Genomic DNA, 12,781 nt, shown 5'->3' with positions numbered 1-12,781 from the left:
CGGTCGGCCCGCCCCGGACCGACACGCCGTGGCCGGCATTGCCCTATCCGGGTACGGTGCCCTGAGACACCCGGTTGGGGAGGTTGCAGTGCGACACCTTGGATCGCTGGTATTCGGGTTGGTCAGTGTGCCGATCATCTGGGTGTTGGCCGGGATCGGATTGATAAAGCTCAACGGCGGGATCACCCGGGACGAGACCGGGGACGCGCTCGTCGGGTTCATCGTGATCGCGGTCGTCGCCGGGCTGCTCGCCGCGCTGCTGCTGCCCCGGTGGTCCCCGGTCGGTACTGCGGTCGCCGGCCTGCTCTTCCTGGTCATGGCGGTGTGGTCCATGATCGATCTCGGCTCGATGGGCGACCTGCTGCCGCGTTCCTTCCTCGGCGTCGACTTCGCGCTCACCGCGCCGTCCGGGGCCTTCGCCACCCTGCTCGCCGTGCTGCTCTTCGCCACCGTGCTCGTACCGCAGCGCTGGCGCTCGCCGCGTCCGGCCGGAGCCGGCTTCCCCGGCGCCGCCGGCCAGCCCGGCTTTCCGTCCTACCCGCCCCCGGGGCAGGTGCCGCCCGGCGGGCAGTTCCCGCCCGGCACCCAGACGCCGCCCGGCGGACAGCTTCCGGCGGGTCAGTTCCCGCCGCCCGGTGGACCGGGCATCCCCGGCCTCCCCGGCACCCCGCACCCGCCGAACTACGGCCCCTCGGTCGCCCCGAGCTACCCGCAGTCCGCGCCGCCGAACTTCGGCCCGGCCGTCCCGCCGAACTACGGACCCGGCGCGCCGCAGCAGCAGACGCCCTCGGCACCGCCGTACAACGCCCCGACCGGCGCACCGCACTACGGCCCGCCGAGCGTGCCGGGCAACCTGGGACGGCCGCCTGGGCCGCAGGCGCCGGGGTCACCGATCTCCGGCCCGCCGGTGCCGAGCGCGCCGCCGCAGCCGCCCACCTTCAGCCCGCTCACGCCACCGGCCCCGGCGCCCCGGTCCGGCCAGCCGGGCAGCGACGAGACCACCCAGTTCGGTGGGCGCTCGGACGAGACCACCCAGTTCACCGGAGGTCCGGACGACGACGGGATGGACGGGGTGACCCGCCGCCTCGGCGACCGCTGACGGAGCCAGCCCGACGGATCAGCCGCCGATCTGGTGGTCGACCGGGTCGGTCCGCAACAGCCAGGCGTACCCGGAGCGGGCATCAGTCCTTGAGGAGTTGCCGGGCCATCACGATCCGCTGGACCTGGTTGGTGCCCTCGTAGATCTGGGTGATCTTGGCGTCCCGCATCATCCGCTCGACCGGGTAGTCCCGGGTGTAGCCGTACCCGCCGAGGAGCTGCACCGCATCGGTGGTGATCTCCATCGCGGCGTCCGAGGCGAAGCACTTCGCGGCGGCGCCGAAGTAGGTCAGGTCGGCGTCACCGCGCTCCGACTTCCCAGCGGCCGCGTACGTCAACTGCCGGGCCGCCTCCAGCTTCATCCCCATGTCGGCGAGCATGAACTGGATGCCCTGGAACTCGGCGACCGCCTTGCCGAACTGCCGCCGCTGGCGCACGTACGCCTTGGCGTAGTCCAGCGCGCCCTGGGCGATCCCGAGCGCCTGGGCGGCGATGGTGACCCGGGTGTGGTCCAGGGTTCGCATCGCGGTGCCAAAGCCGGTGCCCGGTTCGCCGATCATGCGGTCCGCCGGGATCCGCACGTTGTCGAGGTAGACCTCGCGGGTCGGCGAGCCCTTGATGCCGAGCTTCTTCTCCGGCGCCCCGAAGCTGACCCCCGGATCCGACTTCTCCACCACGAAGGCGGAGATGCCGCGCGAGCGGGCCGCCGGATCGGTCACCGCGAAGACGGTGTAGTACTCCGAGACCCCGGCGTTGGTGATCCACCGCTTGACGCCGTTGAGCACGTAGGAGTCGCCGTCCCGGACCGCCCGGGTGAGCATCGAGGCGGCGTCGCTGCCCGCCTCCGGCTCGGAGAGGCAGTACGAGAACATCGCCTCGCCCCGGGCGACCGGCGGCAGGTAGCGCCGCTTCAGCTCCTCGGAGGCGGCCAGCAGCAGCGGCATGGTGCCGAGCTTGTTCACCGCCGGGATCAGCGACGAGGCGGCACAGGCCCGGGCCACCTCCTCGATCACGATTGCGGTGGCGAGCGCGTCGGCGCCGGCTCCGCCGTACTCCTCGGGGATGTGCGGGGCGTGGAAGTCGGCGGCCTTCAGCGCCTCGTACGACGCCTTCGGGAACTCGCCGGTCTCGTCGGCCTCGGCGGCGTTCGGCGCGACCTTGGCGTCGCAGACCTCCCGGACGGCCTCCCGGACCGCCTCGTGCTCCTCCGGCACCTGGTACGCCTCGAACACCGATCCGCTGCTCATCGCGACCCTCCCGTCTCGCTCCGGCCACTGAGACCATACCGGCCGGTAACCAAGCACGGAAGCCGAGGCCGCCGGGTCCGGAGCGGGCGGAACCGTCCTCCCCGACCGCGCCCGGTGACCGGGACCCGGCGAGCCGCCCCCGAGGAAGGACCGGGCTCGCCGGGTCGCGGTCGACCGTCAGTCGGCCGTTACCGGTGGTTTGCCGTCACTGGACGACACGGGTCTCCGGAGTGTCTCCGGGCGGCTGCCCGAAGTTGCTCTCCCTCCCCAGCGGGATCGGCGTACTACCCAACACCGCCCCGTCCGCCGCGTACGCCGTAACAGTCCCCGGCTGGTCCACCGGCACGGTGGCGATGCCGGACCCCGAGGCGTCGAGGTCGACCGGGACCGGCGTACCGGCAGCGACAGTGACCGTGGCGGACGCGGCGCCGGCCGGCGCGACCACCCGCACCTGGTCGGTCCGGGCGGCGGCACCCTCGACACGCAGCCGCCAGGCGATCGGTCGCCGGTCGGCGCCCTCGGCCGGCATCAGCAACCGCAGATCCGTCCACCCGCCCCGTTCGGTGCCGCGCATGGCGTACGCGATGACGCCGCCCCTCGCGGGCTGCACGGTGAGCAGCGCCGCGGGCTGACCGTGCACCGTGCCGGTCCAGGGCACCCGCACCGTCGTCCCGGTCGCCCGCAGCTGGCTGTCCAACAGCGCCGCGTTAACGAAGTCCGCCAGCACCGCCCGGTCCAGCGCCGGTCCCCGGGTATCCCGGGTGGCCGCGGCGAGCAGCGCGTCGGAGATCGGGCCGGGTCCGGCGTACGGGCCGCCGGGCAGACCCGTCTCGTCGATCACCTCGTCGCCCCGGCTGACCCGGACGACGGGCTGGAACCCGAGCGGGGCGGGGGGCAGGACCGCCACCCCGACCCCGGCACTGTCCCGGGTGGCGAGTTGCCGGTACTCCAGCCGGCCGGCGGCGGTGTACACCGGCTCGCCGCTGATCGTCACCGTCGAGTCGACCGGTCCGACCACCACCGCGAGACCGCTGCCCTGCTTGGGCGCCTGCATCAGGGTCATCACCGGTGGGAGGTCGCCGCCGACGGCGTGGCCGGCGTACCGCATCTGCCCCGCCGCGGCGCCGGCCGGGCCGACGTACCAGACGAGAGCCGACGTGCTGAGGACGCCGAACCGGAGCGGGACGACGACCAGCGCGACCCGGTAACGGGGGAGGTCGCTGCCGTAGAGCAACCGGATCTTCCGCCGGTCCCCGATCTCCCAGATGCCCTTTGGTTCGTCCAGCTTCTCCAGTTCCCTGTCGGTGCCGATCCGCGCGCGCAGGTCGTCCAACCAGGCCCGGTCACCGGCGAGCGCCCCCCGCGGCGGCGCGTCGGCCAGCGCCGACGGCGGCGCGGCGATCGCGATCCCGGGCGTACCGCCCGGCAGCGGGACCACGTTGGTCTGCACCCCGACCAACAGCGCCAGGACCCCGGCGCCGACCGCTCGCCGGACCTGCCGGCTCCGGCGCCGCCGTCCCGCGCGGTGGTCGAAGCCTGGCCACGGATCATCCGGTACGCCCACCACGCCCGCTGTCCGGGTCAGCGTGTCCCGCAACGTCGACTCGATCATGGTGTCAGACATGCGTTTCCTCCTGTAGTCCTGCCATCGCGGGTTCGGGTGCCACCCTGAACTGGATCCGCAGCCGGGCCAGCCCCCTGGATGCCTGGCTCTTCACCGAACCGACCGAGCAGCCGAGAACGCGGGCTGTGTCCGCCTCGCTCAGGTCCTCGAAGTAGCGCAGCACGAGGACCGCCTGCGTCCGGCGGGGCAGTTGCCGCAACGCCACGACGAGCTGCTGCCGCTGTTCCACCTGGGCGTACGCGTCCGGTGTGGGTGTGGTGTCGGAGCCCAGCAGCGGCACCTCGAGCGGCCGCCGTCGGCGGCGCCAGCTGATCGCGGTGTTGACCATGACCCGGCGTACGTAGATCTGGGGCGCGTCCTTGCGCTGGATCCGCGCCCAGTGCCGGTGGGTCTTCTCCAACGCCGCCTGGACCAGGTCCTCGGCGGTGCCCCGGTCACCGGTCAGCAGGTAGGCCGTCCGGGCCAACGGCCCCCACTGATCTCGGACGAACAGCCGGAACTCTTCGTCGGGTTCGCGCCTCGTCACGCCACCTCCAGGTCATCCGGAACGGGTTGTGCTCGGACGTGAGGTAGACGCCGGCCACACCCGGCACGGTTGAGTAAGACTCCGGATCCGGGCGGCTGGGATCACCCGGCGTGCGGTGAACGCCGAGCGAACGTCGTCCGCCCCACCGGCCGGGGACCGGTAGGGCGGCGGTTCGGGTGACGGCGGCTATCTCAGCGTCGCGAACCAGGTGGCGACCTGCGGGACGGAGAGCACCAGCGAGGTGATGTGGTCGACGTCGCCGACGTCGGTCAGGGTCACGTCGGCACCGACACCACGCAGCTCCCGCTGGCACCGCTCGCTGTTGGCGTAGACGGCCTCCGGGTCGCCGTGCGCGGCGTACGTCCGGACCGGCACCGCCGGCCGCCACCCCAGGCAGGCGTCGTCGTTGGCCCGCGCCGCCCCGGCCAGCCGGCCGGTCGGCTGGAGCAGCAGTTCGGCGTACTCGGGTCGCAGCAGCTCCGACGGCTTCGCCGGCAGTCCTGCCATGGACTCCTCGATGGTGTGCTCCCCGTCGAACAGGTCCGCGACGTTTCCCGCGTACGGCTCCTGGAAGACCTCCGACTCGGCACCGTAGAGGTGGTAGATCCGGTTCCACGCCACCGTGAGGTACGCCAGGTAGTAGGTCGCCGCCTTCGGGTCCACGTCCCCGCCGATCGCCGCAGGCCACTCGACGTCGAAGAGGTGGTACGCGCCGCTGATCGGCGCCAGCGCGCCGAGGGAGAAGTTGCGGTCAGCACCCCGTTGCAGCGCTCTGGCCAGCAGGAACGAGTTGTTGGCGCCCTGCGAGAACCCGGCGACCGCCACTGGCCCGCCGACGGTGCGCCCGTACCGGACCGCGAAGTGCCGGGTGGCCCGCAACGCGTCGACCGACGCGCTCACCGCCGTCTCCGCATGGAAGTAGGGGTGGGTGCCGGGGCCGGCACCGAGCCCGACGTAGTCGGGCGCGGTGGCCGCGTAGCCCAGCGAGGCGAAGAGCACCGCCGCCGCCCTGTCGCAGCACTCGCTCACCGAGGGCGCGTCGAGCCGGTACGACTGCGTCCCGTGCAGCCAGACCGCCGGCCGCAGCCGCCGGTCGCCGGTACGCGGCAGCGCGACGAGCGAGCTGGCCGTCGTCGACCGGCCGCGCACGTCGACCGTACGGTAGACGACCTGGTACGCGTCCACGCCGTGCCGCGCCTGTGGCACGTACACCCCGAGCGGTTCGAGGAACTCCTTGACCTGCTGCGGCTCCAGGCCCAGCACCTGTCTGCTCGACACCACCCTGCCGCCCCGGTTGGCGGCGGCGCTCGCGGTCGTCGACGCCAGCACGGCCATCGCGGTGAGCACCGCGACGCCGCCCAGCGTGAACAGTGTTTTCTTCATGTCCACAAGCGTCGTTTCGGCGGCCCCGCCACACACGCCTGCCACCTGCCCGACTGCCCGTAGGGCTGAACCCAACAGCAGGGTCAGGCTGACCCCAACAAGCCATGCCATGATCAGGGAGCGTCCGGCCGAGCTGGGCGAGCCGGACGCTACGAGATCACGGGAAAGGCGGACTGCCGTTTTCGAGGTAGGACGTGGCGGTGGCGGTGAGCGCCTGGGTGGCGGCGCGGACCCGACGGGCCAGCAGTGGCGAGAGCCTGGCGTCCGCCTCGGCGGGCGTGCACCAGGCCCAGCCGTGCAGCTCGGCCAGCGCCAGCCGGATGCCGGCCTGCTGATCGGGCGCCAACCGGCCGCCGTCGAAAACAAGCATGACCCCTTCGGTACGCCCCGGGCGCGGCGGAACCCAGTCGACCACCAGCAGCCGCCCCGGCATCACGACGAGTCCCAACTCCTCGGCAACCTCCCGCCGGGCGGCGGTGTACGGCGACTCGCCCGCCTCGACACAGCCACCGGGGATCTTCCAGTGCTCCTTGTAGGTCGGCTCGTTGTGGCCGGGGTTTGGAGCTGACCACTGACCACGCGCACGTACCACACGAACACTGATGACCAGTCATCTGCCGTGACGGTAATGCCTCGATCCTGAAATCCGAAACGGTTAGCCTTGCCGACGTGACAGGCACGCTGCTTTTCATCATCGGGCCACCGGCCGTCGGCAAGATGACCGTGGGGGAACAGATCGCCGCTCGGACCGGTCTGCGGCTGTTCCACAACCACCTGGCGATCGAGCCGGTGCTGCGCTTCTTCCCGTTCGGTAGCCCGCCGTTCGGGCGTCTGGTCGATCGGTTCCGTCGCGACCTCATCGAAGAGGTGGCGGCCAGCGATCTCCCCGGACTGATCTTCACATATGTCTGGGCGTTCGACCTTCCGGAGGATGAGCGGGCGGTAGACCAGTTCGCGGAGCCGTTCAGGCGACGCGGCGGCCGTGTGCTCTTCCTCGAGTTGGAGGCAGCCCAAGAGGAACGGCTTCGGCGGAATCAAGGCGCATCACGTCTGGCTGAAAAACCGTCCAAACGAGATGTCGTTTTCTCGCAGCAAAATTTGCTCGAACTAGACCGGCGGTACCGCCTCAGCTCGGAGGGCCGGTTCGACGACCGCGCCGACTACCTTCGTGTCAATAACACCCACTTGGAGCCGGCTCTTGTAGCAGCCACGGCAATTTCCTATTTCAGGATCCCGCTGCAGTCCGGTCAGGAAGGCTGCGTTCCGCAAGCCTGAGCCCAGATTGCAACCGCGTCCGTTTAGGCCGGCCAGGGTGGGTCGTGGTCGTAAGAGATGGGGCCGACGAGTCACGACGCGGCGTGGCCATTCTCGAGATACGCGGTCTGGCCTTCCGCTCGCGCCCGGCTACTGGCGGCGGCTCGGCGGGCGAGCAACGGTGAAAGTCGTTGTTCCTGCTCGTGCGGAGTCGACCAGGCCCAACCGCGCAGTTCATCGGGTGGTAGCTGGATGGCCGCGACCTGCTCGGGGGACAGCTGGCCACCGTCGAACACGATCATAAGGCCTTCGGTGCGGCCGGGGCGTGGTGGCACCCAGTCGATGGTGAGTAGCCGGCCGGGCTCGACGGTTAGCCCGAGTTCCTCCTGGATCTCGCGGACGGCGGCCGCTCGGGGTGACTCGTTGGCTTCGACGCAGCCGCCGGGCAGTTCCCAATAGGTCTTGGTGTAGGCGGGTTCGACGAGTAGGAGCCGGTCGGTATCGTCGAAGAACAGGACTGCTGCGGCCATGCGCTTGGTGGGCAGGCTGGCTGTGTAGTCGGCGACGGCCTGGTCCGCTTCGGTGGGGTCCGCGGTCATGATTGCCCTCCGGGTCGGTTGGGGTGAGCGGGGCGTCGCGGTAGCGATGCGGGTGACCTTCGTGGCCGCTTCCAGCGCGGCGCGTAGTTCATGGTTGTCTAGGGCGAGACGGTGGATGCTGGCGATGGCGATCTCCAGCTGCGTCTTCAGGTCGGTGTTCTCGCGTCGCAGGCGTGCCATCGCTTCAGCGGCCATCGGTGGTGTCGTCGAGGGTTCGCCTTGCGGGTTCGCCTGCTGGTGCCGCCGCGTGCTGATTTGCCGGGCGATGTCGGGAAAGTGCCGGCGCAGGGTGGTGTTGCTGAGGCCAAGGCGGCGGGCCAGGGGCAGGACGCTAGGGCGTCTGGCAGATGCGTCGGCCTCGGCGATGACGGCGTCCTTGGCCCCCGCAACAATGCCACCTTGTCGATCACATACGTCGCCAACGGCGGGCGCGGGCCGTTCACTGGCGGATCAGTCGGGTGAGAGACCGGCGAGAGGTGCGCCGGAGTGAGAGTCGACTGACGGGATTCCGGCAGGGGCGGTCGCGCTGCCTACAAGGCGACTTGCCGGCGAGTAGCCACCCTGCTGACCGTGAGCGTGACCGCGAGCATTCCAATCATCGCCGCGAGAAGTAGGGTCTGGTTGCCGACTCCCCAGGCGTCCTGCTTCCAGCCCATCAGTTCGCGGGCCAGGACACCGAGGATCGGCACCGGAAGTAGCCCGCTCGCGACGACGGATAGCCGCACATCAAACGGCGCCCCCATGATGGCTGCCGTGAGCCAGGCGACCACGATGACCGCCTGCCCAAACCCGCTGTCCCATCCATTGAGCGGATTAGGTGTCACGATCGCCACCACCACCGCTGCCACGACAAGCCAGATCCAGGGTCGCCTGACCTGTGCTTGACGCGTACTGAGCAACGGAAGCATCGTCAGTACGGCCAACACGCACGCCCACGTCGAGAAGTCCAAGGCCAGGTGGAGAACCGCCTCGGGCCTCGACCCGCCGCTCACCTCAGCGCCCGTCCATTGCTCTACGTACAACTGGTTGTGCGCTACGGGGTACCAGTGGTCAGCAATGAAAGCGCTGACGGTTACGGCGAGTGCGAAACGGTAGCGAGCCCATGCCGCAGCGGCCAGGGCGAGCAGCAATAGCGCGGGCGTAACCAGGCTGCCGGTAACCACGGCGGTGGAGGAAGTGCCAGGCAGCAGCAGCCACAGGCGCCACATGACGGGCATGGCCGTGAGGACGATGCCGCACACGAGGAGGGACAGCGCGGTCAATCGCAGCGCGGAGTATCGCAATGCCGGCCGGGAACCGAGTCGGTCCACGCCGGTGCGGGCGCGCAGACCTCCGGTCAGGAGCGCCAGGGACTCCCGAAGGTTCGGGTGTCCACGGTCCGTCTCGCCCGCAGCCAGCAGCGTTTCTAGCATCTCATCGGCCCGGTACTGCCGATAGGCCCGCGGGTACGCGCGCAGCAGCCACCGGTAGCGGCGTTCCAGGCCGGTCATGCCGGCGCCGTCCGCACCGTCGCGACCGTCGATCCGACGGGACGGTCTCGAACGACCCGAGCCGCGGCGGCCATCCGCGCCGCCTCCTCACGCAGTGCGGACAACCCATGCCCGGTCAGCTCATACGCGCGGCGGGCACGACCGTTGACCACCCTCTCCTCGGTCACTCGCACCATCTCCTCGCCGGTGAGCCGGTCCAACGCGGCGTACAGGGTGCCAGTCGTCAACCGCACCCGCCCGCCGGACAGCTCCTGCGCCCGCTTGACGATGGCGTAGCCGTGCAGCGGTTCATCCTGCAACGCGGCGAGGATGAAGTACGTGGGTTCGCGCATCGCCGCGAAAGACCTAGTCATGTTATCAACATAAGCAGATGATCGACCTATTGGTCAAGGACCGGGCTGGCCATCACGGGTATCCGCGGCATCCTGATCTGTCACCCGATCGGACGACACGACGCGTGACGGGCGTGCGGTGGCGACAACGCGCTGGTGGTGCCGTCGACCGTGATCGCGCAGTCCGGTACGCAGGCCGGGTCGGCACCTCGACAAAGCAGTGGAGGGTGGGACTTCCGCCCACCCTCCACCGTGTACCGCCGCCGACTAGCCGACGACGGAGCGCAGCGGAATGCCCGCCGCACGCAGTTCGCGTACCAGTTCACGCAGGAACGGGTGCTCGTCCGACGACAGACCCTCCGGGTTCGGGATGGTCAGGTACCCCGTGCCGTCCGCGGTGCCGACCCGGGCGTCGCCGGTGTGCCGGGCGACGATCGCCCGGGTCCGGTCCAGGTCGGCGGCGGCAACCCGGAGGGAGATCGGCCGCCACTGTCCGCCCAGGTTCTCCGCTGCCGGCGCCGCCGCTGCGGAGGCCCGAGCCGGCGGTACGGCCGGAGCCGTCGCCCGGGCGCCCGGCGACGCCGACGGAGCCGACGACGGCGCCAGCAGCGCGTTGGCGACCAGGTGCAGCCCGCTCTCGTTGTACGCCCGGAACAGCGGATTGAACGCGAACAGCACCGCCCGGCCGGCCCCGGTCGGCTCGTCGACCAGCGCGACCGTGCCCTTGAGCGCGTCCGCGTGCTCGGTGAAGCCGTTGAGCCAGAACCGCCCGTCGGCCGGGTACGTCAGCACGTTCTTTCCGGTCGTGCTCGGCGACAGGATCGAGTCGTTGTTGTTGAACTCGAAGTCCTCGGCCGGCCGGCCGAGCCCGACCGGGCTGCTCCGGTCGACGTCGACCCGCAGGTGCGAGCCGATCACCGTGTAGCCGGTCGGCTTCGGCAGCTCGACCGTCGAGGTGAGCCCGGCGGAGCGGGCCATCCGGGTGCCCTGGTTGCGCAGCCCGACATAGGTGCCGCCGGCGGCCACCCAGGCCCGCAGGTTGGCCTGTCCGGCGGCGGTGAGGCCGCCGGTCGGGTTGCTGCCGTCCGGCACCAGCAGCACGGTCCGGCCGGTGAAGGCGGCGGTGTTGTCGTTGATGTCCGCCGTGCCGACCGGCGTGAGGTCCAACCCCCACTGGTCGCCGAGCACGTACCGGGCCTCACCGTGCGAGCCGGCGGTGGTGGAGATGCCGGTGCCGGCGAACAGGCCGACGTCGGGCAGGGCCAGCCTGGTGCCGGCCGGTGCGCTCCGACGAGCGGTCAGGGTCACCCCGAGGGAGCGGGCGAGCTGGTCGCGCCCGCCGGTCAGGCTGGCCGCCGGCAGCGTCACGACGCCGCTGCGCTGGTCGCGCCGCAGCTCGACGCCCGCGCCGAGCAGCTTGAAGGTCAGCTCGGCCGCCGCCGCCGAGTCCAGCGGGTACGCGTACGAGCCGTGCCTCGGCGCGCCCGCGTCCCGCCCGCCGTCGATGCCCCGGACCCGCTCCGCCCTCGGCGAGAGCTTGTCACCGGTGTAGACCGTCTGCACGCCCGTCAGCAGCGGGTTGCTCCAGGACGAGACGTCGTAGAAGTACGGGAACGGGACGTACGGGTCCTCGCCCATGATCGCCTGGATCCAGTGCTTCTGCGGCTGCTCCATCGGGATCCAGTACGCGCCCTCCGGCACCGGGTAGTTCCGGGCCGACCGGCCGCCGAAGATCTTCGCGTTCGGCACCTTCACCGGCTTCGTCAGCCGGTACACCTCGACGTCCATCCGGCGCAGCCGCTCGACGAGCTGCCGTACGTCGCCGAGCTGCCGGTTCGGCAGCAGGAAGTACGACCGGATCGTCACGTCCGGCACCGGGAACTGGACCTCGTTGGTCGGCTGCACGACCTCGTTGGGCTGGAGCTTGCCGGCCCGCCCCTCGGCCAGAGCGTCCTTCCAGATCTGGAAGTAGTCCGACAGGATCTCGCGCCGGTTCTCCGAGGCCCAGCCGACGGTCGCCCACTGGGTGGTGAACTGCTGCTGCACCCGGTCCTGGACCGCCGACGAGCTGCCCTTCTCGTACGTCATCCCGGCGGCCCCGAAGCCGGTGGCCGGCACCGTGTCGCCGTACCCCATGAAGAACATGTCGTAGGTGTCGTAGTTGAAGTAGCACTCGCTGGTGACCGTGTCGGTGCAGGCGCCGTTGTAGCCGAAGGCGGCGGAGTTGGCCGCGCCGATCCGGTTGATCCAGTCGACCGCCTCGTCGGAGATCTCGTGGTGGATCGGGTCCGCGTTCGGCGGGAAGAAGTACTCGTCGCCGCCCATCTCGTGCGCGTCGACGAAGACCTGCGGCGGGTAGCGGCGCAGCATCTCCAGCTTGGCGTCGGTCTCCGGCTGGGTACGCGAGAACCAGTCCCGGTTCAGGTCGAAGCCGTACTCGTTCTGCCGGCGCCCGGCGTCCCGACCGTCCGGGTTCTGCGTCGGCACGATGATCGTGACGAGGTTGTCGTTGCGCTCGCGTACCTCGCAGGAGAGGCCGGCGGCCAGCTCGTAGAGGGTCTTCAGCGCGGCGTCGCCGCCGGAGAACTCCCCGCCGTGCACGTTGCCGGTCACCCAGACGATCGCCGGGCCCTTCGCGGCGATCTCCGCCGCCTTCCGGTCCGACAGCCTGCGCGGGTCACGCAGGTCGCGGATGTCCTCGGCGATCCTCTCCAGCTCGCCCCGGCGCAGGTGGTCGGGGTCGGAGACGATCGCGTACGGCATCGACTGGCCGAGCACGCTGTTGCCCAGGTTGCCGGTGATCACCCGGTCCGAGGCGGCGTCGACGGCGCCGAGGTACGAGCGGATCTCATCGTCGGTGACCACCCGCTGCTGGCCGAGGCCGAGCGGGAAGCCAAGATGCTGCTCCGGGCTCGGCACCCCGGTCAGCCGGGCGGACGGGTCCTGAGTGCACCCGGCCGGGGTCGGCGGCTTGCCGGGGTGGGCCCCGGCCGGGGTGCCGGGCAGCAGCGGCAGTGGGGCGAGCAGCAGCGCGATCGCGGCCCCGCCGATTCGCCGGGACATCGATCTGAGAGGCTTCGGATGGGTCGTCGGGGGGAACTTTGAAACCGTCATCTGACGTTCAGATTCCCTTCTCCGGGATGGGGGTGAGGTCTGGAGGAGATCGACCTGAAGGTGGCTCGGAGCCTATGAGCAGCCATTTCCGTCGGTCAAGATCTTCTAGGAACG

The 12,781-nt window shown here is 70.7% G+C and carries 11 protein-coding genes; 2 read left to right on the top strand and 9 right to left on the bottom strand.

The window, feature by feature from the left end; translation table 11 throughout:
- Window positions 1-88 precede the first annotated feature (88 nt).
- Window positions 89-1,099, top strand: a complete 1,011-nt coding sequence (locus AAH979_RS18225) for a hypothetical protein (protein ID WP_346259307.1) — start codon at window positions 89-91, stop codon at window positions 1,097-1,099.
- Between the two features lie 82 nt (window positions 1,100-1,181).
- Here AAH979_RS18225 and AAH979_RS18220 read toward each other — a convergent pair whose 3' ends face one another.
- The 5 genes from AAH979_RS18220 to AAH979_RS18200 form a co-directional block, all read right to left on the bottom strand.
- Entirely contained in the window at window positions 1,182-2,345 is a 1,164-nt protein-coding gene (locus tag AAH979_RS18220; protein WP_346259306.1) for an acyl-CoA dehydrogenase family protein, read from the bottom strand.
- A gap of 205 nt (window positions 2,346-2,550) precedes the next feature.
- Complete coding sequence (locus tag AAH979_RS18215; RefSeq protein WP_346259305.1) at window positions 2,551-3,969, bottom strand: hypothetical protein; 1,419 nt, start codon at window positions 3,967-3,969, stop codon at window positions 2,551-2,553.
- A complete protein-coding gene (locus AAH979_RS18210; protein ID WP_346259304.1) occupies window positions 3,962-4,495 on the bottom strand; it encodes a SigE family RNA polymerase sigma factor in 534 nt (177 codons plus the stop codon). Before AAH979_RS18210 ends, AAH979_RS18215 begins: the two co-directional genes overlap by 8 nt.
- A 186-nt stretch (window positions 4,496-4,681) precedes the next feature.
- A complete protein-coding gene (locus tag AAH979_RS18205; RefSeq protein ID WP_346259303.1) occupies window positions 4,682-5,878 on the bottom strand; it encodes a lipase in 1,197 nt (398 codons plus the stop codon).
- Between the two features lie 157 nt (window positions 5,879-6,035).
- Complete coding sequence (locus AAH979_RS18200) at window positions 6,036-6,470, bottom strand: NUDIX hydrolase (RefSeq protein WP_346259302.1); 435 nt, start codon at window positions 6,468-6,470, stop codon at window positions 6,036-6,038.
- Window positions 6,471-6,547: 77 nt separating this feature from the next.
- Here AAH979_RS18200 and AAH979_RS18195 point away from each other — a divergent pair, with 77 nt between their 5' ends.
- Complete coding sequence (locus AAH979_RS18195) at window positions 6,548-7,153, top strand: AAA family ATPase (protein ID WP_346259301.1); 606 nt, start codon at window positions 6,548-6,550, stop codon at window positions 7,151-7,153.
- A gap of 71 nt (window positions 7,154-7,224) precedes the next feature.
- Here AAH979_RS18195 and AAH979_RS18190 read toward each other — a convergent pair whose 3' ends face one another.
- The 4 genes from AAH979_RS18190 to AAH979_RS18175 all read right to left on the bottom strand — a co-directional run bounded on the left by AAH979_RS18190 (window position 7,225) and on the right by AAH979_RS18175 (window position 12,616).
- On the bottom strand, window positions 7,225-7,926 hold the full coding sequence (locus AAH979_RS18190) for an NUDIX hydrolase (RefSeq protein WP_346259300.1): 702 nt from the start codon (window positions 7,924-7,926) through the stop codon (window positions 7,225-7,227).
- A gap of 335 nt (window positions 7,927-8,261) precedes the next feature.
- Window positions 8,262-9,221 carry a hypothetical protein gene (locus AAH979_RS18185; RefSeq protein ID WP_346259299.1) on the bottom strand — a complete coding sequence of 320 codons (960 nt, stop codon included), beginning with the start codon at window positions 9,219-9,221 and terminating at the stop codon, window positions 8,262-8,264.
- Window positions 9,218-9,574: a PadR family transcriptional regulator gene (locus AAH979_RS18180; protein WP_346259298.1), complete on the bottom strand. Its 357-nt coding sequence runs from the start codon at window positions 9,572-9,574 to the stop codon at window positions 9,218-9,220. The genes AAH979_RS18185 and AAH979_RS18180 overlap by 4 nt, the downstream gene beginning before the upstream one ends.
- A gap of 246 nt (window positions 9,575-9,820) precedes the next feature.
- Window positions 9,821-12,616 (bottom strand): M14 family zinc carboxypeptidase, encoded by a 2,796-nt coding sequence (locus tag AAH979_RS18175; RefSeq protein ID WP_346259297.1) that lies wholly within the window; start codon window positions 12,614-12,616, stop codon window positions 9,821-9,823.
- Window positions 12,617-12,781: the final 165 nt, after the last annotated feature.

The organism is Plantactinospora sp. ZYX-F-223, assembly GCF_039649625.1.
GTDB lineage: Bacteria > Actinomycetota > Actinomycetes > Mycobacteriales > Micromonosporaceae > Plantactinospora.
This window is presented reverse-complemented; position numbering and strand designations above follow the sequence as displayed.